The organism is Nocardia sp. NPDC003963, from assembly GCF_053605105.1.
This window is the reverse complement of the sequence record NZ_JBSGIP010000037.1, coordinates 1-19,803: the sequence shown is the minus strand read 5'-3', so window position 1 is coordinate 19,803 and position 19,803 is coordinate 1. Positions and strand designations below refer to the sequence as shown.

At 67.6% G+C, this 19,803-nt stretch carries 18 protein-coding genes; 8 read left to right on the top strand and 10 right to left on the bottom strand.

What is annotated here, in order from left to right:
• Window positions 1-12: 12 nt before the first annotated feature.
• The 3 genes from ACWEWT_RS31150 to ACWEWT_RS31140 are packed head-to-tail and all read right to left on the bottom strand — an operon-like array spanning window position 13 to window position 4,267.
• Window positions 13-1,446, bottom strand: a complete 1,434-nt coding sequence (locus ACWEWT_RS31150; RefSeq protein ID WP_452564352.1) for a sodium:solute symporter family transporter — start codon at window positions 1,444-1,446, stop codon at window positions 13-15.
• 17 nt (window positions 1,447-1,463) lie between these two features.
• Window positions 1,464-2,678 carry a YgeY family selenium metabolism-linked hydrolase gene (locus tag ACWEWT_RS31145; protein ID WP_452564351.1) on the bottom strand — a complete coding sequence of 405 codons (1,215 nt, stop codon included), beginning with the start codon at window positions 2,676-2,678 and terminating at the stop codon, window positions 1,464-1,466.
• Window positions 2,675-4,267, bottom strand: coding sequence for an N-acyl-D-amino-acid deacylase family protein (locus ACWEWT_RS31140; RefSeq protein WP_452564350.1), 1,593 nt, complete (start codon window positions 4,265-4,267; stop codon window positions 2,675-2,677). The genes ACWEWT_RS31145 and ACWEWT_RS31140 overlap by 4 nt, the downstream gene beginning before the upstream one ends.
• Before the next feature lie 298 nt (window positions 4,268-4,565).
• On the opposite strand from ACWEWT_RS31140, the gene ACWEWT_RS31135 reads away from it, so the two are divergent.
• Window positions 4,566-5,186, top strand: a complete 621-nt coding sequence (locus ACWEWT_RS31135) for an antibiotic biosynthesis monooxygenase (protein ID WP_452564349.1) — start codon at window positions 4,566-4,568, stop codon at window positions 5,184-5,186.
• A gap of 18 nt (window positions 5,187-5,204) precedes the next feature.
• Here ACWEWT_RS31135 and ACWEWT_RS31130 read toward each other — a convergent pair whose 3' ends face one another.
• Together ACWEWT_RS31130 and ACWEWT_RS31125 are read right to left on the bottom strand one after the other, a co-directional pair.
• The gene (locus ACWEWT_RS31130; RefSeq protein ID WP_452564348.1) at window positions 5,205-5,939 is read right to left on the bottom strand and encodes a TetR/AcrR family transcriptional regulator; all 735 of its coding nucleotides are present in this window, start codon (window positions 5,937-5,939) and stop codon (window positions 5,205-5,207) included.
• A complete protein-coding gene (locus tag ACWEWT_RS31125) occupies window positions 5,936-7,159 on the bottom strand; it encodes a cytochrome P450 (protein WP_452564347.1) in 1,224 nt (407 codons plus the stop codon). Before ACWEWT_RS31125 ends, ACWEWT_RS31130 begins: the two co-directional genes overlap by 4 nt.
• 366 nt (window positions 7,160-7,525) lie before the next feature.
• On the opposite strand from ACWEWT_RS31125, the gene ACWEWT_RS31120 reads away from it, so the two are divergent.
• Entirely contained in the window at window positions 7,526-7,825 is a 300-nt protein-coding gene (locus tag ACWEWT_RS31120; RefSeq protein WP_452564346.1) for a DUF1540 domain-containing protein, read from the top strand.
• A gap of 45 nt (window positions 7,826-7,870) precedes the next feature.
• Here the strand turns inward: ACWEWT_RS31120 and ACWEWT_RS31115 are convergent, their stop codons facing one another.
• Both ACWEWT_RS31115 and ACWEWT_RS31110 read right to left on the bottom strand, forming a co-directional pair.
• Window positions 7,871-8,722, bottom strand: a complete 852-nt coding sequence (locus ACWEWT_RS31115) for a hypothetical protein (protein ID WP_452564345.1) — start codon at window positions 8,720-8,722, stop codon at window positions 7,871-7,873.
• A 175-nt stretch (window positions 8,723-8,897) separates the two neighbouring features.
• Window positions 8,898-9,371 carry an MspA family porin gene (locus tag ACWEWT_RS31110; protein WP_452564344.1) on the bottom strand — a complete coding sequence of 158 codons (474 nt, stop codon included), beginning with the start codon at window positions 9,369-9,371 and terminating at the stop codon, window positions 8,898-8,900.
• Between the two features lie 556 nt (window positions 9,372-9,927).
• Here ACWEWT_RS31110 and ACWEWT_RS31105 point away from each other — a divergent pair.
• Window positions 9,928-10,725 (top strand): ADP-ribosyltransferase, encoded by a 798-nt coding sequence (locus ACWEWT_RS31105; RefSeq protein WP_452564343.1) that lies wholly within the window; start codon window positions 9,928-9,930, stop codon window positions 10,723-10,725.
• A gap of 51 nt (window positions 10,726-10,776) precedes the next feature.
• On the opposite strand, the gene ACWEWT_RS31100 is transcribed toward ACWEWT_RS31105, so the two are convergent.
• Window positions 10,777-11,469, bottom strand: coding sequence for a DUF3558 family protein (locus ACWEWT_RS31100; protein ID WP_452564342.1), 693 nt, complete (start codon window positions 11,467-11,469; stop codon window positions 10,777-10,779).
• A 150-nt stretch (window positions 11,470-11,619) separates the two neighbouring features.
• Between ACWEWT_RS31100 and ACWEWT_RS31095 the strand changes: the two genes are divergently transcribed.
• The gene (locus tag ACWEWT_RS31095) at window positions 11,620-12,792 is read left to right on the top strand and encodes a TfoX/Sxy family DNA transformation protein (RefSeq protein WP_452564341.1); all 1,173 of its coding nucleotides are present in this window, start codon (window positions 11,620-11,622) and stop codon (window positions 12,790-12,792) included.
• Here ACWEWT_RS31095 and ACWEWT_RS31090 read toward each other — a convergent pair.
• Window positions 12,782-13,462, bottom strand: a complete 681-nt coding sequence (locus ACWEWT_RS31090) for an NPCBM/NEW2 domain-containing protein (protein WP_452564339.1) — start codon at window positions 13,460-13,462, stop codon at window positions 12,782-12,784. The genes ACWEWT_RS31095 and ACWEWT_RS31090 overlap by 11 nt on opposite strands.
• Window positions 13,463-13,769: 307 nt before the next feature.
• Between ACWEWT_RS31090 and ACWEWT_RS31085 the strand changes: the two genes are divergently transcribed.
• The 3 genes from ACWEWT_RS31085 to ACWEWT_RS31075 all read left to right on the top strand — a co-directional run bounded on the left by ACWEWT_RS31085 (window position 13,770) and on the right by ACWEWT_RS31075 (window position 16,683).
• Window positions 13,770-14,192 carry a VOC family protein gene (locus tag ACWEWT_RS31085; RefSeq protein WP_452564338.1) on the top strand — a complete coding sequence of 141 codons (423 nt, stop codon included), beginning with the start codon at window positions 13,770-13,772 and terminating at the stop codon, window positions 14,190-14,192.
• Window positions 14,192-14,764, top strand: a complete 573-nt coding sequence (locus ACWEWT_RS31080; RefSeq protein WP_452564337.1) for a TetR/AcrR family transcriptional regulator — start codon at window positions 14,192-14,194, stop codon at window positions 14,762-14,764. Before ACWEWT_RS31085 ends, ACWEWT_RS31080 begins: the two co-directional genes overlap by 1 nt.
• 266 nt (window positions 14,765-15,030) lie before the next feature.
• Entirely contained in the window at window positions 15,031-16,683 is a 1,653-nt protein-coding gene (locus ACWEWT_RS31075) for a DEAD/DEAH box helicase (protein ID WP_452564335.1), read from the top strand.
• A 169-nt stretch (window positions 16,684-16,852) separates the two neighbouring features.
• Here the strand turns inward: ACWEWT_RS31075 and ACWEWT_RS31070 are convergent, their stop codons facing one another.
• Window positions 16,853-18,349, bottom strand: a complete 1,497-nt coding sequence (locus tag ACWEWT_RS31070) for an MFS transporter (protein WP_452564334.1) — start codon at window positions 18,347-18,349, stop codon at window positions 16,853-16,855.
• 131 nt (window positions 18,350-18,480) lie between these two features.
• On the opposite strand from ACWEWT_RS31070, the gene ACWEWT_RS31065 reads away from it, so the two are divergent.
• Complete coding sequence (locus tag ACWEWT_RS31065) at window positions 18,481-19,164, top strand: TetR/AcrR family transcriptional regulator (RefSeq protein ID WP_452564332.1); 684 nt, start codon at window positions 18,481-18,483, stop codon at window positions 19,162-19,164.
• Window positions 19,165-19,803 lie beyond the last annotated feature (639 nt).

Genomic DNA, 19,803 nt, shown 5'->3' with positions numbered 1-19,803 from the left:
GGGGCAGCACCGTCAGCGCGCCGGGATCTCGGCGGGCAGCGGCTGCTCGTCGGCGTCCGGACCGTAGGCGTCGCCGACCAATCGCCCGCGCCGCGCGTCGATCACATGGATCAGCAGGAACGAGGCGAGTCCGCAGACACTGCCGAAGATGATCGCCGCGACCTGGAACGGCTCATCGGCCAGCTGCCAGACGAACCCGCAGATCGTGCCCACGATGATCGAGACGACGCCCGCCATCCGGCTCGTCTTCTTCAGGACGAGCGCGAAGAGGAAGGCGGAGAAGGGCCCCGCCGAGCGCATGGTGAACGCGAAGACCAGCAGCGGAATGATGGCCTGGCTCCAGAGCGAGATCAGCGTGGCCAGCACACCCACCACCAGCACGCCGATCCGGCTGTATCCGACCTCGTTGTCGGCGGTGACCGTGCGGCCCATCCGGGGCAGCAGATCCTTGATGAAAATGGTCGACGAGCCGAGCATATTGCCGCTGGCGCTGGACAGCGTCGCCGAAACCACCGCGCTCAGCAGTAATCCGGCGATGATCGGCGGCAGCAGCCCGACCGAGACGGTGGCCAGCGCGTTGTTCGGGTCGATATCCGGATACACCGCCAGCGCGATCAATCCGAGAACGGCCGGGATGAACGCGTACACCGACATCAGCGATCCGCACAGCACCGATCCGAGCACCGCGGTCCGCGGCGTCCGCGCCGAGTAGTACCGCTGCACCGCCTCCTGCCCGGTCGAGAAGGTCATGAAATACAGCACGACCAGACCGATGATGGTCGGCCATCCGATCTTCGTGAACCCGAGCTGGCCTTCGGGAAGGTTGTCCACCACGGCGCCCCAGCCGCCGGCATTGTGCAGGGCGAACGGCACCGCGATGGCGAATCCGCCCACGATCAGGAAGAACTGGACGAAATCGGTGAGGGTGACACTCCACATTCCCCCGATCCAGGTATAGAAGATGACCGCCACACCGGTGAACAGGATCGCCCAGCGCAGATTCACCCCACCGAGGGTGGACACAATCGTCGCCGTCGCGGTGATCTGCACCGCCGTCAGCGCCACCAGGGCCACACTGCCGAGCACTGCCGACATCGTCTGCGCGGCCGCGCCGTAACGCCGCCCGATCACTTCCGGAACCGTTACCGCCATAGTGCGCCGCATCGCCGGCGCTACGAAGGAGACCAGCAGAATGCCGATTCCGGCCGCGACGACGTACCAGCCGGCGGAGAGTCCCCAGTCGCCGTATGCCTTGCTCGCCACACCGACCGAACTGCCGCCCCCGATCTCGGTCGCGGCCAGCGTCCCGGCCATCATCATCACCCCGAGCCGTCGCCCGGCGAGGTGGTAGTCGGTGGCGTCCTTGATCCGGGTTCGTGCGTACAGGCCGATCCCGATCATGATGGCCAGATAGACCACCATGATGGTGATAACGGTCGCGTTCATCGTCGATCCTTAGATGTTCAGTGCTGCTCGGGCGCAGGCTTTTCGATGTCCGCGACGAGCAGTGCCTGCAGCAGGACGGCATAGCCGCATGCGCCCAGGTACAGATCGTCGAGGTCGATGGACTCGTCGGTGGTGTGGGCCAGGCCGGGATCGCCGGGCCCGAAACCGAGCGTGGGAATTCCGTGCCGGCCCGCGCTGGCCGACCCGTTGGTGCAGAACTGGTAAAAGCCCGGCCGGGGATCCAGCCCCGCCGCTTCCAGTGCGTGGATCGCCGGTGCCGCCGGCCACCGGTCCGCCGGGACACACCAGGCCGGGGCGAACGATTCGGCACCCACCTCGACTCCGGTCCAGGTGGTGAAGTCACTACGCGCGAACCCGACAGTGACCCGCGCTCCGGCCGCGGCCGCGACGGGTTCGGCCAGCGCACGCACGGGCTCGAGCACCGCGGCGGCCGATTCCCCCAGCACCGTTCGACGGTCGTAGACGGCGACGCAGCGGTCCGGCACCACGGACACATTCGGATGCGGTTCGGATTTCAGATTGGTCAGGACCATCATCGCCGCCCCGAGTTCGGGGTGCTGCGGAAATTCGAGTCCGCGCAGCGCGGTCATCACATCGGCCATCGCCTCGGCCGCGTTCACCCCGGCCTCGGGATACGCCGAATGACTCGACCGCCCGGCCACCTCGACGCGTACCTCCGCCCGTCCGCGCTGGCCCAGCATCAGGCGGTTCGCCGAAGGCTCACCGATTATCACGATATCGGGGTCCACCTGCTCGATCACCCGGCCGAGCGCGGGCCCTTCGACCAGCTCTTCACAGACGGTTCCCGATATCACCAGCGTGCCGCGGCGGCCGTCCGCGAGGGCCGCCGCACCGTGCACACAGGCCGCCAGCGCACCCTTCATATCGACCGCGCCCCGGCCGTACACTGCCGCGCCGGCCACCTCACCCCACGGATCGTGCGACCACAGGCCGGGATCGGTGACCTCCACCGTGTCCAGATGGCAATCCACCAGCACGACCGGCCCCGGACCGAGCCGCAGGGTGCCGATCACATTGCCCCAGTCGTCGACGGTGACCTCGAAACCGAACCGGTGCAGTTCCGCCTCCAGCACCCGGACCGTGGCTTCCTCCGCGGTCGCCGGACTACGCGCACCGATCAGTCGCAACAGCAGGTCGCACAATGCTTCCCGATCGATCCGATCGGGCAGGGCTCGCCCTGAGCCGCTCATCGGAAATCGCCCCGCGCGGTGCCGCCGGCCACGGTCCCGGGCCGCCGGCCCGTGGCTGCACCCGCCCGCCAGACCGGTTCCCCGCCCACTGTCACCAGTTCCACACCGTCGGGTGTGCGATGCGGATCGGCGTAGGTCGCGTTGTCCAAGTACCGGTCGGGATCGATCAACACCAGGTCGGCCCGCAGCCCCTCGGCGACTGCTCCCCGGTCGTCGAGCCCGAGCAGGCGGGCGGGCCCGGCGGCGAGCCGGGTGACCGCGTCGGGCAGCGTGATCAGCCCGTCCCGCAGCGCGAATCGGCCGAGCACCCTGGGCGCCGTCCCGTACAGCCGCGGATGCGGATGCGGATTGAAGACCCCGTCGGACCCGACCAGCGCCCCCGACCGCACGAAGATCTCCCGCACCACCTCCTCCGCGGAGTAGTGGTCGATCATGGCGGCATCCAGGTCGGTATCGGACAGCAGATCCAGCACCGCGAACGCGGGATCGGCGCCGGTCTCCGCCGAGATCCGCGCGACCGTCTTGCTCATATCCGCGCTCCTGGCCCCCGCTGCCTGGGTGATCACGATGTTGTCCGGCCCGCACGCGCCGAACAGGTTCTCCCACCCGGGCAGCCCGCGCTGCATATCGCGTGCCATCCGCTCCCGTTCGGCGGGATCGCGGATCCGTTCCAGGGTCGCCGCCGGTCCCCCGTCGAACGCATACGGCGGCAGCAGCGCGCTCAACAGCGTGCTCCCCGCCCCGTACGGGTACTGATCGAAGCTGAGCCGGATCCGGTCCTGCGCACGGCCGAGCAGGTCGATGAGGTCGGCCAGCAGTTCCGGGACCCCCACCAACTTCACATGCGATATGTGCAGCGGCGCTCCGGTGAGCTCGGCGACGCGCACGAATTCCCCGATCGACTCCAGCACCCCCGCCGCCTCGTTCCGCACATGCGGTACCAGCGGCACATCGAATTTCGCCGCCGCCTCCGCGATTCCGACGAGTTCGGCCGTATCGGCGTAGAGCCCCGGCGCGTAGATCATCCCGAACGACACCGCCCGGCATCCCGCCGCCAGCGATTCCTCGATCAAATCCTGCATCGCGGCCATCTCCCGCCGGTCCGGCCGGCGGTCGGCGTTCCCCATCACCGCTTCCCGCACGGCACTGTGCGGAACGCAGGCGACCATATTCGCGGCCGGCCGCGCCGCCGCCAGCGCGTCGAGGAACTCGCCCATCGACCGCCACTGCCAGGATGCCCCGACGCTCGGCTCGAGCCCCTGCAGATACCGTCGTCGGCTTTCCACCGTCACATCGGTCACCGGCGCCGGCCCCAACCCGTCCGGGCAGATCAGTTCGGTGGTGAACCCCTGTCCGATCTTCGGTGTGAGCAGCGGTTCGTCGAATACCCGCAGCGCGGAATGCGCATGTAGATCCACGAACCCGGGCAGCAACAATCGCCCGGCGCCGTCGATCCGCTCTCCTGCCGACTCGATGGGCAGCCGCGGACCCACAGCGACGATCCGATCCCCTTCGACGGCGACATCAGCGGTCCGGACGCCGGTCTCGTCGACGATATCGACGTCCGTGATCAGAAGAGCAGCCTGCACAGTGCCTCCAATTTGTATGACAACTGACATGAGTTCTAACACAGGGTGGCGAGCCGGGGAAGGGGATCGAGCAAGGAGGAAACATGATGGTTACGCGCGGACGACGGAACCCGAAGGATGTGACGGACTCGGCGCGGCGGCCTCCAGCAGGTACGGAAACCATCTCGTCACCGATCGGCCGGAGGCCAGGCCCAGTGGCGGGACTCCGATCCTCTTGCCACCGCGACCTCGGGAGAGCAGGGTGAAAGACACCGGTGGCGCCGCCGGGGCGCCGCCTCGAGCAGAGAGGAGGCGGATCGTGTTCGCGCGATCTACCACTATCCAGGCGCAACCCGCGGCGATAGATACCGGGATTGCGCATATACGAGATGTCGTTCTGCCCGCGCTACACGAGATTCCGGGATGTATCGGGATATCGCTGCTGGTCGACCGGGATACCGGACACTGTATCGCCACCAGCGCGTGGGAGTCCGCGGAAACGATGCACGACAGCGCGGAACGGGTCGGCCCGATACGTGAGCGCGCGCTCGCCGAGTTCGGCGGTGGCGCCCAGATCGAGGAATGGGAGATCGCGGGCCTGCATCGGGCCCACCACGCGCGCGAGGGTGCCTGCGTCCGCGCGACCTGGGTCAAGACCGATCCGAGCCGTCTCGATACGGCCGTCGAGATCTACAAGGCCGGCACCCTGCCCGCCATGGAGGACCTGCCGGGATTCTGCAGCGCGAGTCTGATGATCAACCGGAGGTCCGGCCGCGCCGTATCCTGCACCAGCTACGACAGCGCCGAGACGATGCGGGCCGGGCGGGAACAGTCCGCGTCACTACGGGTCGATGCCGCCCGGCGCACCGGTGTCGAAGCGCTCGATGTGCGGGAGTTCGAATTGGCACTCGCCCACCTGCGGGTCCCGGAAATGGCCTGACCGCCGGACGAACGGGACCTACCCGGCTCCGCCCGTGGTGAGACCCATCCCGGCGGCGAGGTCGGTGAGTACCGCGTCGAAGAGCACGTCCGGATCGCTCACCGGCATCGGGTAGTTCCCGAACACTTCCAGCGTCACATGGCCGTAGAGCCGGACCCATACCGTCATCATCAGATACGCCACCCCGAGATCGAACTTCTCGGCCGGAAACTTCTGATCCGACCCCGCCAGCAGCGCCATCAGTTCCCGCTGGAACGCCAGCAGGTCCGTGCGCAGCGCTTCCGGAATGGATTCGACCGGCGGGGTCGCCAGATCGTAGGCCGCCAGCAGCTTACCGGCGGCTTCCAGGAAGACCAGCCCGAACGATTCGTCGAACCGCCGCACCGTATCCGGCCCGCCCGCCGCGGGCGACGCGAAGACCAGCGTGAACTCGTTCCGGTGGTCCAGTGCCCAGCGCCGGAACGCCCGGCAGATGGCGAAGAGCCGGACCACCCCGTCGTCGGGGAGTTCGGCCACCTGCGCGGCGAGATCGTCGGCCAGCCGTCTGCAGATATCACGGCGCAGGGCGGCCAGTAGCTCTTCCCGGGACGCGTAGTAGCGGTAGAGAGCTGGGGCGGTGATGCCGAGCGCACGCGCGATGGCGCGCAGGGTCAGCGCCTCGGCGCCTTGGGCGACCAGGAGTTCCGCGGCCACGCGCCGGATGTCCGCATCGCTGACCGCGGGCATCCGGCCCCGCCGCGCGGGTGGTGTCATTCGTAGGCGACCTGCCAGTTCTTGATTCCGTTGAGCCAACCCGACCGTAGCCGAACGGGTTCGGAGATCTGACGCAGGTTCGGCATCACATCGGCGATCGCGTTGAAGATGAGGTCGAGTTGCAGGCGGGCGAGGTTCGCGCCGACACAGTAGTGGGTACCGGTGCCGCCGAAACCGACGTGCGGATTCGGATTGCGGGTGACGTCGAACTCGAACGGCTCGGTGAAGTGGTCCTCGTCGAAGTTGGCGGAGGCGTAGAACAGGCCGACGCGCTGCCCCTTGCCGATGGCCTGTCCGCCGATTTCGGTGTCCTGCAGCGTGGTGCGCTGGAAGGCGATGACCGGAGTGGCCCAGCGCACGATCTCGTCGGGGGCGGTGCGCGGGCGTTCCGCCCGGTAGAGCTCCCACTGTTCCGGGTTGTCGACGAAGGCCTTCATGCCGTGGGTGGTGGCGTTGCGGGTGGTCTCGTTCCCGGCCACCGCGAGCAGGATGACGAACCAGGCGAATTCTTCCGAACTCAGCGCCTCACCGTCGATATCGGCGCTGAGCAGCTGGCTGATGATGTCGTCGGCGGGGCAGCCGCGGCGTTCTTCGGCCAGATTCCAGGCGTAACCCATGACCTGCGCGTTGGCCATCTTGTAGCTGTCGGCGTACTGCGGGTCGTCGTAGCCCATCATCTGGTTCGACCACTCGAAGAGTTTGCCGCGGTCCTCCTGCGGCACACCGAGCAGTTCGGCGATCGCCTGCAGCGGCAGTTCGCACGCCACCTGTTCGACGAAATCGCCACCGCCGGTCTTCTTGGCCTCGTGCACGATCCGCTCGGCCCGTTCGTGCAGCGCCTCACGCAGGCTCTGCACCGCACGCGGGGTGAAGCCGCGGGAGATGATGCGGCGCAGTTTGTCGTGCTCCGGCGGGTCGGTGTTGACCAGCATGGCGCGCTGGATATCGATCTCGTCGCGAGTGATCTCACCGTTGAAGCGGATCACCGCGGTATTGGCGTTGGTGGAGAAGACCTCGGAATTCTTCGAGATCTCCTTGATGTGTTCGAGCTTGCTGACCACCCAGTAGCCGCCGTCGTCGAACCCGCTCACCCCGTCCGGCTGGTCGACCCACCACACCGGAGCCGTGCGGCGCAGTTCGGCCCATTCCTCGATGGGCAGCCGGGTCGCCAGCAGATCGGGATCGGTGAAGTCGAACTCGTGCGAGAGAGACGTGGTCATCGGTGCTCCTTACAAAGCCGGTACATCTGATCCGCGGCGGCGGTGGCGACCGTGGGGAGATCGCCGCGCGGCCCTCCTGCCGAAGCTGATCCCCGCGGCCCGCGGGGAAGGCGGAGGTATCGCATCACCGAGAGTGAACCACACCACAGAGCTTTTGTGAACAGGTTTTAGTAAATGACGTTCACAAAATAGCGCAGCCATCCGATCGTGACCTGTAGGCTAATTTTTCGCTACTTTTCCCCGCCTGCCCACATCGAGCTGCGCCGACACCGGTCAGCACCGCATACTCGAGTGTTCAGTCCATGAAAAGTCCGACCGCGGTAGCCGCATGAGCAAGACTCCCGACCCCTCCGGAGGACGAAGCATATGACCACCATGGAAATGCCGCACGTCAGCGAATGCACAGTGAACAGCTGTTCCTACAACCACGACGGATGCCACGCCTACGCCATCAGTGTCACCGGCCAGTACGACGGTGCCGACTGCGCGACCTTCATCCCGCTGGCGGTCCGGGGCGGCCTGGACACCGTCACGAGTATGGTCGGCGCCTGCCAGCGCGCCGATTGCACCCACAACACCGACCTCGAATGTACGGCCGGCGAGATACGGGTGGGCCCCGGCGACGCCGTCCATTCCGCCCGCTGCCTGACCTTCACTCCGCGCTGACGGAATTGTCCCGACACCGGCGGCGGCCGGGCCGTGGGTCGAGGGTCACCACGGGCCCCGGCCGTACCGGATCGGCAGGGCGGGCGAATCGGGACCGGATACGAACGGTGTCAATGCGCCGACCGTCGTGATCTGGACGGCATCGGTCACGGCTCCGGGAATATCCCGGCCTTTCGGCGGCGGCCAGAACGAGTACACCTCCGGGTCCCGGTCCGGTCCGATCAGCCGCCCGGTCGCCATGGCGGTATGCGCGTTCCCCTCCCCCCATCCGTCCCACATGATCAGGTCACCCCGCTCCGGGCGTGCCCCATCGGGTTCGGCCATGACGAGATCCCGGGTTCCGTGCGGCAGAGTCGCCTGCTGCATCTGCTGCGGAAAATCGTGCGGCAGGAAACCTCGCTGCCGGGCACGCTGCGCCCTACGTCCCGAGATCGACCGATAGTGCGCGCGGATCTGCGCATGGGTGAGTACTTTCGACTCGGCCGCCGCCCACATGATCATCTCCCGGCAGTTCATCGCGGATCGCGGTCCCAGCCGAGGCAGTGGGCCCTCGGTTTTCGCCAGGGCCCAGCGCTCGAAACTGCGATAGGGCCAGAATCTCGGCAGGAAGTTCGCCCACATCGCCTGCGCACCGGACAGATGGATCCGGTGCAGCGTATCCGCTACGACCAGTGGGGCGTCGAGATCGCCGGCCGATTCCGCGCCGCCGGATCCCGGACCGGCCCCCTCGGGCCCAGGAAAATCCTGCCCGATCCGCTGATCGATATCCGCTTTGTCGTCGGCGATCCGGCCGAGCCGCTCACCGGTATTCCGCAAGGGTCGTTCGGAAACGTCTCCGGCACCTGCGATGACATTGCGGACCCGCCGGTGCATCTCGGAAACGATCCGGCCCAGCATTCCGGTCCTCCGCCGACGAAACTGCACGTAGATCCCACTGCATCGATAAGGAGGCCCTCAGTCTATGGGAACCCCCGGGCCCGCGGCGCCCACTTCGGCCGGTTCGCCGGGCAGGTCCCGGAAATTCGGAGGCTCCGGCCGATTACGGAGGACATGCGTACGAGGCAGCGCGCGATCAGATCCAGAGCGGATCCCCGTAGACGATGCCCCGCTCGTCCACCGCGTCCGATTTCATCTGGATCTCGGTGTACTGCCTGATCACCGCCGGCCCGATACATCCGTTGATGACGAGATGGACATCGTGGTAGACCACCCTGCCGGGCACTCCCGGCACGATGTCCTTGTCCACCAACGCAACATCGACGACCTCGCCGGGCGCGATCCCGATGGAATAGCCCGGGGAATCGTAGGTCACTCCCGCTCCCCCGGAGGCTCCGGTGAGCTCGACCGCGCATCCGACGTGATAGCCCACATGGAGTTCACCGCCACCACCCTCGCCGACACTGCTGTAGGCGGTACCGGAGACGAAAACCTCACGGACGGTTCCCGAAGCATTCAACGGCGGGACTTTGTTCACCGTCTCACCGGAATGCCCCACGACGAACGCCGGTCCCCCTGCCGATCCGAATGTTCTCTCGTGCGACGCCATATAGACCATCTCCGCGCTCGCCGCGGGTGCGGTGGAAATAATAGAGAGAATAAGAGATCCTGCCCCCAGAACACCCGGCAGAAGCCTTTTAGCGGGAGATTTCATGGGCGGAAGATTAACAGAGCGCATCCTCGATACGGACTCGCCTGTCGGCGTGTCGATTCGCGAGAAACTCGAATGAACCGGCAAGTCACAGAGGTTCGACCGAGTTCCGGAAGGTCCATCCGAAACCAGTAGCCCGTGGGCGGATCGGCCCTGGAAAACTCTCTGTCGAATTGCCCCGAGCTCCGGCTCACTGCAGCCGACGCACGCGTGAAAGTATTTGCATGAAATTACTACGCGAAATCCCCAGCGATTTACACGGGTTCGGCCACGGTACGCACGAGATCGTCGAAATCCTGCGCACAGGCCTCGGGTGTCGAGCATTCCCACGGATGGTGGCCGGGATATCGTCGCGACTGGCACGACCGCGAGACCGCCTGCCATAATTTGCCACAGACGTCACCGGCCGAGCTCTGCGTGACACCCCGGGCGGCAGAGGCAGGACAGGTACCGAGTGCACAGCGCGCACAACGAGATGGCGGCTGCGCTACGCCGCCTGGCCGAAAAGCTGGCGAGCGACCTGGAAAAATTCGGGGCCGTCGACGCCGCGCACATCCACGGAATCGCCGATGTTCCACTGCACAAAGCTCCCCGAACGATCCCCGGCGCCGACCGGGAAAGCAGACTCCTCGTTCCCGATGGCACGGATGCACCGAGAATTGTCAGCGCGTCGGGGTCCGGTACCGCTGCGCCGCGTTTTTTCACCACCGCCGACGAGGCACACGCGTATGGCACCAGGATCTGGGGCGCGACAGCCGCACGCCTCACACCCGCGCAGCGCGAGCTGCTCTGGAACTACACCCGGGGTGACAGCACTCTGATCAACGATTTTCTCCGCGAGGGGTTCCCCTTGGGCCCCGGGCCCCGGGGACAGGCCGAAGGCCTGGACGAGATCGTGCGGATGCGAACAACTCCCGAATGGATCCGGGTCACCAAGACCATCCAGGCCCGCCGACTCGTCCCCGACCGCGATATCGCCGACGTCACCCCCGGGTACCGGGGGACTTTCCGCGATTTCGTCAGCACCTCGATGTATCCCGACGGAGTGAACGGCCTGAAGAATGTCGAGGGCCGGAATGTCGATGTCGCCATCGATGTACCGCCCGGGACGCCCGCCTTCTACGTCGGCGACCTTTCCGCCACCCCCGAAGAGGCGGAGCTCCTTGTCGCACGGGAGCTGGATTTCGATCTCAGCGATCTGCGGCCGGACGGGAGCAGATGGCAAGCCGCGGTGACCATCCTGCCGCCGTGACAACCGGGAGATCACCGACCGGATCGTGGATTCGCACCGCCGGTATCGCGATCATTTCCACGGCACCCGGGAGTAGATCATGTGGATGGTGTCGCGGTACCGCTGACACAGGTTCTCCGTATCGGTCGGCTCGGCGGTATCCAGCGGGCGCCGGGCCTGCAGTCCGACCCGGACGCTGCGGTGGGCGCCGAACCCCACGAACGCGGTGCAGTCCTCGACAGCGACCTCGGAACCGTCCCCGTCCTGACCCTGGAACAGGTCGTAGGTCAGATTCGCGGGATGCCCGAGTTGCCCGGCCATCCATTCGGACACCGGATTCGACTGCTGCTCTACATTGCCGGTGGAATCGTCGTTCGCCCACAGCATCACCGACAGCGGGGCCGGGGCCGCACCCCACTCACACATATCGGCTTTCCCGGCGATCGACATATCGGGTTCCAGCCCCCGGTTCCGAGCCGCCTCGGTGGTCTGCTGCCCGGTCAGCGCGGCCACCTCGGCCGCCGCCACGAGCGAACACGGATCGAGCTGCTCGAATGCCACGGGCGGCGAATACCATGGCGACTCGTTCCGCACGGTCACCGTCGCGGGCCCCGCTGATCGTTCCGGCGACTCCGGTGACTCCGCGGAGCAGCCGGCCGCTGTCGCGAGGAACGTGACGGCCAGAATCGCCGGACGAACGAACGGAACTTTCCCCACCTGCGACTCCTCGTATACGGAGGCCGATTCGCACCGATCCGGTCGCATACGCCCCCACTGGTTCTCCCCGGGAACGATAGCGGACCCCGGCGACCGTCCCCGCACCATCCGATTCCGGGACGTACCCGGCGGTGCCACCGGACCGTCGGCGGAAAATCGGTTGAGTCCGGATGCCGTTATGCGGCTTCATGAAAGGCGATGAACAGAGCCAGACAGCAGTATCCGCGCACCGCGCGCTTCGTGGGCGACGGACTGAAACTGCACCGCCGGTCGCTGCGGTTGGATCACCGTATCCACACCGTGATCTCACTGCGCCCCGGTACGACCGCCCGTTTCAGCACCAACTATTTCCACGGCACCTGGCATCTGCTCTCCGACGACCACGGCTCCCGGCTGCTGGCCACCCTGCTGTGGGGACTGGCCTATCAGGCGCGCCCCGGGACGGTACTGGTGATCGACCGGCCGTTCCTCATCCCAACTCCCTTCGAGGCCGACCCCGCCGACCCGATCCTGCTGGTCCCCGGCTGGTGTACCCGGCTCACTCCGCGGGCCACCCGAGACCTGCTGCGCCGGTTGCCGTTGCGCGACGGACCGGACGGCACGGTGCGCTGGCGGACCCATGGACTGACCACCGCCGCCGACGCGGCCGGTTCACCGCACTGGGAGCGCGGGCGCGGCCGCACCGAACGGGTACGGGGTGCGATCGTGGTGACACCGTCGTCCCCCGGAGAATGCCGGGACTGGGCGCTGAGTACCGCGGCCATGGATACGGGCTCGGCGGGCACCGATTACAACTACCTCGACCACCACAGCGGGTGGGTGAGCGGCGAGGTCCAGACCTTCCGCCGGTTCCGGCAGATGGTCGGGACGGCCCGGCGGGCCCGCGGGGTCGTTCTGCACCGCGCCGGCCCCGCCGCTGATCCCGGCTCGCTGCGCTCGGAGATCTGGGAGGTCGCGGATGCCTTCCGCGGCCGGGCACATCTGAAGATTTGCGAATGGCGGGACGGGCAGTGGCGAGTGGGCCGGTACGCCGCCGATCTGCTCGCGAAGGCCGATGTGCGCGAGTTCGAGGATCTGCGGCGGATGGGCGCGGCCGAGGCCTACCGCCGGATGCTGGCGGCCGGGGCGGACCCGGACACCCGCATGCTGTGGGCGATGGACTGCGCGATCTCGGGCAGCAACTACCGCTACGTCTCCTCCGCCCGCCGCGCGGAATTGCTGGCGGCACTGGGTCCGGTACCCGATTGCGGCCGTGCGCGGGCCGATTCGAAAACCGCCGCCGCGCGTCGCGGCAAACCGTCGCGGGGCAGAGAGCCGAGCGGGCGCCGCGCATCCGCGGCGCGCACCGCCCGGCGCGGGTCTATTTCGTGAGCCCCGCTTCTCCCCACACACCGTTGCCCGCCTGACTGCAGCTCTCCAGATTCCCGCCGACGAACAGGAAACTGATCGTCAGGTTCTGCACCCCCGCGACTGATACATCCACTGCCGGGGACTGTCCCACCGGAACGTTGCCGGAGGAATAGATCGACTTCCCGTCGGCGATCACCTCGAACTGGAGTACCGATTGGGAATTGCCGCCGTCGGCGATGCCGATTGTCGAGGAGAACCGCGACCATTCACGACTCAGGTTGTAGGTATGACTCACTTCGGTATCGCATCCGCTGAACTGCTGATAGATCGAATGCGGATAGGAGGCGCCGTTGACCGGCATCGTTCCGGTATATGCCGTTCCGCTGGTGGGCGACATATCCGCCAGATACTGCTTGGGCAGCGGGGCGGCCGGCGGCGGGACCGCGGCGGCCGGCGTGGCGGGGCTTTCACTGGTCGTAATCGATTGTGCGGTATCGGATTCCGCATCCGTGGAACCCGCCCCGACGAGCAGGGAGACCACCAAACCGACCACCGCCAGCACGACACCCGCTCCCGATACGAGCACTATCCCACGCTCTGTGCCCCGGGCGCTCTTACCGGGCTCGGCGTTGGTCGCGAGCGAATTGGGGCGCGGGATCGGCCCGCGAGTGGGTTCGGTTGGGTTGGACACGCGCACACTCTTCTTCGACGGATCTCGACGGAGCCCGGCCGGGCGCCGCAGCAGAGATATACCACGCCGGGCGAGACGATGGAATTGGAGCGCCGCACCCGATTGTCCGGCTCGCCCGCACCCGATTCGAATTTTCCGTGCTCGACGGCGGGATATCCAAAAATACGGCGCCCTTTGACTTTTCATGGGTCCGGACCGGACAGGTGGTATCGGGAGCCCGGCCGGAGAAAGTCCCGGCGGCCGCGAGCCGGCTCCCCGGGCTCGGCCGAGGCGGAATTCGATACGGTACGTACTGTACTGTTATCGTATGAGCGCAGACACCGATCGGCCCGGAAACCTGGGCGTGGTCCAGATCCGATTCGCCCGCCCCACCGACCGTCTCGACGAGGTGACCCGGTTCTACGTCGAAGGCCTGGGCCTGCGCGAGCTGTACCGGTTCGAGAACCACGCCGGCTACGACGGGGTGATGCTCGGCCTCCCCGGTACCGACTACCACCTCGAATTCACCACCTGTGCCGACGGCAGCCCGGGCGACGCGCCGAGCAAGGAGAACCTGCTGGTGCTGTACTTCGAATCCGCGGAGCGGATGTCGGAGACCGTGCTCCGGCTCGGCGAGTTCGGCGCCGAACCGGAGCCCACCGAGAACCCGTACTGGGCCGCGCACGGCGCCCTGGCCTTCCCCGATCCCGACGGCTGGCAGGTCGTCCTCGTCCCGCGGCCGGTGTTCTGATGGCGGGCCGCACCCGCGACGAACGGATCGACACCGCGGTACTCGCCGCCGCGCGGTCCCTGCTCGACTCGGCGGGTTACGCGGGACTGACCATCGGACAGGTAGCCGCCGCCGCCGGTATCCATCGACCGGCGATCTATCGGCGCTGGCCCTCCAAACGGCATCTGGTGGTCGAGGTGGTCGCCGATCTGCTCGGACTCGCCCCGACCCCCGATACCGGCGATCTGCGCGCGGATCTGGTGCGCTCCATGCGGGAGCTGGTCGCCGCGTTACGCGATACCTCGCTGGGCCGGGTACTTCCCGCGCTGGTCGCCGACCTCGCCGCCGATCCGGAGTTGCGTGAACAGCTGTGGTCCACCGTATTCGGCCCGCGCCGGGACAGCACGGCGCGCGCCCTGCGTTCGGCGATGGATCGCGGGGAGATCGACGCGACCGCCGATATCGATTTCGCCCTCGACGCGGTGGCCGCGCCGATCTACTTCCGGGCGCTGTTCGGACATCTCCCGGTGACCGACGACCTCGCCGACAGAACGGTGGACACACTCCTCAGCGCACTACGGCCCCACCCCTGAACGCCGCCGGCCACCGACTCCCGCGCACCGGCGGACCGGACGGAGATGTGTCACAACGTGCCGCAGGTCACCGCACCGGACAGGAACGCGCGGTACGGTAGTGTCTCTGTAGTACCTGGGCCAGCTGCGCACAGACGTACTCTCCGTCGCGGATTACAGCCTTTCGCGTCGGGACCCGCGACGCCGCCACCTCGAGTAGGCGCGGACAGACGGTCCGAACGGACGTCGCGGTATCACCTCCGATGCCGAAAGGCGCCCATATCTTCATGCCTGCCAACACTGCTGCCGCGCAGTCCTTCGCCGAACTCGGCGTACCCGCGGATATCGTCCGCACGCTCGCGGACGGCGGTATCACCCAGCCCTTCCCCATCCAGAGCGCGTCCCTGCCCGAGACCCTCGCCGGCCGGGACGTCCTCGGCCGCGGAAAGACCGGGAGCGGGAAAACCCTCGCGTTCGGTATTCCGGTGGTCGCGCTGCTCGCCGACGCGAGGCGCGCGCCGGGTCTGCCGACCGGGCTGATCCTCGCACCCACCCGTGAACTCGCGACCCAGATCGCCGCCACCGTCGCCCCGCTGGCCGAGGTCTACGGCCTGCGGGTCACCACCGTATTCGGTGGCGTACCCGTGAACCGGCAGATCAAGGCTCTCAAACAGGGTGTCGATATCGTCGTCGCCTGCCCGGGCCGGCTCGAAGATCTGATGAAGCAGCGCGCGCTGTCACTGGACGCGGTACAGATCACGGTGCTCGACGAAGCCGACCATATGGCCGATCTCGGGTTCCTCCCCGGTGTGACCCGGATCCTCAACGCGACCCCGCGCGACGGTCAGCGCCTGCTGTTCTCGGCCACGCTGGACAACGGCGTCGGGAAACTGGTCGACCGGTTCATGCACTCCCCAGTCGAGCATTCGGTCGACGATGCGGCCGCACCGCCGCCGAAGATGGAACATCACGTCTTCGAGGTCGACGGTGCCGCGGCCAAGAAGGATCTGGTCCGGGCCCTGGCGGCCGGTGGCGGCCGGCGCATTCTGTTCATGCGTACCAAACACCATGCCCGGCGGCTCGCCGGCGAATTGACCCGCGCCGGTATCGCGGCCGTCGACCTGCACGGAAACCTCTCCCAGCCGGCGCGCGACCGCAACCTCGCCGCCTTCGCCGCGGGTACCGCCCGCGTGATGGTCGCGACCGATATCGCGGCCCGGGGTATCCACGTCGACGATCTCGAGCTGGTCGTCCATGTCGATCCGCCCGCCGAACACAAGGCGTATCTGCACCGTTCCGGTCGTACCGCCCGCGCGGGCACCGCCGGCACCGTGGTCACGCTGGTACTGCCCGAGCAGCGCAAGGATGTCGCGGCGCTGCTGCGCAAGGCCGGTATCGATGTGAGCCCGCGGCCGGTGACCCCCGATTCACCGGTTCTCGCCGGTCTCGCGGACTACTCCGTATCCGCCGGGCCCGCACCCACTCAGCCGCACCGGACCACCGCCGAACCCGCGGCGCCGCGGACCGCGAGCGGTGGCCGGCGCGGACAACGCGGCCGACGCGGCGGATCGGGTGCCCGCGCCGGTGACCACACGGCCGCGACGCGGTCGAGCGGCCGCGAGACGGTCGGCGAACGGAACCGGCCGGAGGGCGCCGGTAAACGATCGAGGCAGGGCGAACGTTCGGGCGCCGCCGAACACGCCGGTGCCCGGGGATCGAGCGGCCGGCGCGGTAATGCCGCCGGGCGGGCCGGGAACCGGACCACCGCATCGGGCCACGAAGCCCGGCAGTCCGCCGGCTCGGCGCGGAAACAGCCGGTATCCGGTGCCGACCGCGGTACGGGTGCGGCCCGGTCCGGTGGCGGGAAGCCCGCCGCCGGGCAGTTCGACTCGGCGGGGAGCCGGCGGCGTCCGCGGCGGGCCACCCGTCCGGCCGGATGAGCCCGTAGTAGATCGACCGGCACCATATCCCGGAACCCGGTCCCTGCGAAGCATTCCCGGCGGGTAGTCCCCGGCTTCGGATGTACCGAAGATTCGCCGCCGACCGGCTCCGATACGAGAACCGCCCGCCTCCGCGTATCGCGGGGGCGGGCGGTTCGCTGTGCGGGGCTCAGTGCGCGAGTACCGGTTCTCCTTCGGCCGGAGCCGGGACCGTATTCGGCAGTAGGAGCGCCAGCACTACCGCACCGACGACGAAAACGCCTGCGGCCCAGGTGAAACTGGTGGTGTAGCTTTCGATGGCCGACTGCGCGACGGTGATCTGGTTCGGCGTCCGGCCGGCCAGATAGTCGCTCGCGGCCGAGGCCGCGATGGTGCTCAACAGCGCGGTCCCGATCGAACCACCCACCTGCTGGCTGGTGTTGATCATCGCGGACGCCACTCCGGCGTCGTCGTGCTTCACTCCGGCGGTGGCGCTCTGGAACGCCGTCGACATCGCCCCACCGAGGCCGAGGCCCAGCAGGATCAGTCCGGGCAGGATATGCGAGGCGTACCCGGTGTCGAGACCGATCCGGGTCAGCCAGGCCATCCCGAGCGCGGCGATCGCGAATCCGGTGCTGACGATCACTTTCGGGCCGAACCTCGGCAGCAGCAGCGACGGAGTGGTGGTGGAGGACACGACCATGGCGGCGACCATCGGCAGGAACGCCACCCCGGTCATGATCGGCGAGTAGCCCAGCGTCAGCTGCATGTAGTAGGTGAGGAACAGGAAGATCGCGAACATCCCGATTCCCATGACGAATACCGCGAGGTAGGCCCCGCCACGGGTGCGGTCGAGCACGATGCGCAACGGCAGCAGGGGGTGCGCCACCCGCGTCTCGAGCCAGACGAACAGTCCGAGCAGTGCCGCGCCGCCGAGGAGGAAGGTCAGCGTGACCGGATCGGTCCACCCGTCGCTCTCGGCGTGGGAGAACCCGTAGACGATGCCGAAGAGGGCCGCGGTGACGACCACCGTACCGGGGAGGTCGAGTTTCGGTCGCGTGGTGGCGACATGTTTGGCCAGCAGCAGCACCGCCCCGACCAGCGCGACAGCGGCGAACGCCAGGTTCACGAACATCACCCAGCGCCACGAGGCCCATTCGGTGAGCGCACCGCCGAGCAGCAGCCCGATCGCTCCGCCGGTGCCGGCGACCGCGCCGAAGATACCGAAGGCCTTCGCCCGTTCGGACGGTTCGGTGAAGGTGACGGTCAACAGCGACAGCGCGGCCGGCGCGAGCACCGCCCCGAACACACCCTGGCCGATTCGTGCCGCGACCAGCATTTCGAAGTTGACGGCGGCCCCGCCGATGGCGGAGGCCACCGAGAAGCCGATCAGGCCGACGATGAAGGTGGTCCGCCTGCCGAACAGATCGCTGAGCCGGCCGCCGAGCAGCAGCAGACTGCCGAAGGCCAGTGCGTAGCCGGTGATGACCCATTGCCTGCTCGCATCGTCGAACCCCAGGTCACGCTGGGCCTCCGGTAGCGCGATGTTCACTACCGTCGCATCCAGTACGACCATGAGCTGGGCGACGCCGAGCACGGCGAGAACCCACCACCGCAGCGCATGCGAACCGCGCCTTCCCGACGGTATTTCCTGCGCGGATGGACCGCGATCGATCGTGGTAGTCATCTCGCCCCTTGGAAGAAGGTTGGATTGGGAGGAAGAAAGAGAAACGGAGGTATCATCTCCGCTTGTATGAACGCTAACACAATAACGGAGGAATAGCCTCCACTTAATCCCGTCATTGATAGAATGCCGATGTGAAACACGCCACGACCCTGCGCGCACCCCGGCGTCTGCGCGCCGACGCCGCACGCAATCAGCAACGCATCGTCGAGGCGGCCCGCGAACTGTTCGCCGACCGCGGGCTGGAGATCACCCTCGACGACGTCGCCGAACAGGCGGGCGTGGGCGTCGGCACGGTCTACCGCCGTTTCGCGAACAAGAAGGAACTCATCGCCGAGGTCTTCGAACACAGTCTCGGCGCATTCGCCGATACCGCCGAGGAAAGCCTGCGCGACCCCGATCCCTGGCAGGGCCTCGTCCAGTTCGTCGAATACGCCTGCCGCCATCTCGCCGTCAACCGCGGCTTCAGCGAGGTCATCCTCGAACTCGACCTCGACACCGAACGTTTCCACGGCCTGCGCGACCGGATCAAACCCGCCGTCGCCGCGATCGTCGACCGCGCCCGCGAGGCCGGGGTCCTGCAACCCGATATCGAACCGTCGGACCTGTTCGCGATGATCCATATGGTCGACGGCCTGGCCGAATTCGCCAAACCGATCAACCCGGAGATCTGGCGCCGCTATATGGCGATCACCCTCAACGGCATCCGCGCCGACAATGTCGCCCGCCAGGAACTCCCGGTCCGCGCCCTCACCGACGACGAGGTCGACCAGGCGAAAACCGCCAAGGCCGCCCCCTGCGCGGGCCGTCGCCGCTGACCGTCCAGCCGGCAAACCGTTCAGCGCGCGACACCATCGTAGCTCGCCCGGGCATCGGAGTCCCGCAGACGCCGGCCCGGCTGGGCGTGCCCCGCACAGTGAATCACCGCCCGCTCGCGAGCGATTGCCGACTTCGCGATCACCGCGTGGCCGTCGCCGCCGGCGGCGGTCATCGATAACGCGCGTCCGATACGACCGGCGGAACAACCGCCGCGGCTGCCGCGCCATCGGGTCGGCTCGGCGCTACACGGCCGACCCTCGCGGATCGACGCCGGGCGCCGTCGAGCGATTCCCAGGCACGCAGCATCACCTGCGCCCCGACCGCGACCTCCCCGCTCGCTACCCGAGAGCCGCTGGCGGCATCCGTCGACCCGACGATCTCCACACTCACGACGAACAGCCGGTCGATCCGCGCAGGCCGATGTGTGCGGTGCGCGGATTCGGCCCAAGGCTCTTCCTACAGCCCCTGCCCCGAGCTGGTGCCGGGATCTTCCGCGGGGGGCTCACCTTCCCCGGATGGTTCGCCCTCGGCCGGAGGTTCGCCTTCGGCCGACGACTCACCATCTGCCGGGGGTGCGGATCTGTTCGATCGCGGGTTTGAGCAGGAGCAGCCGGATGGTGAAAACCAGGAACACCACG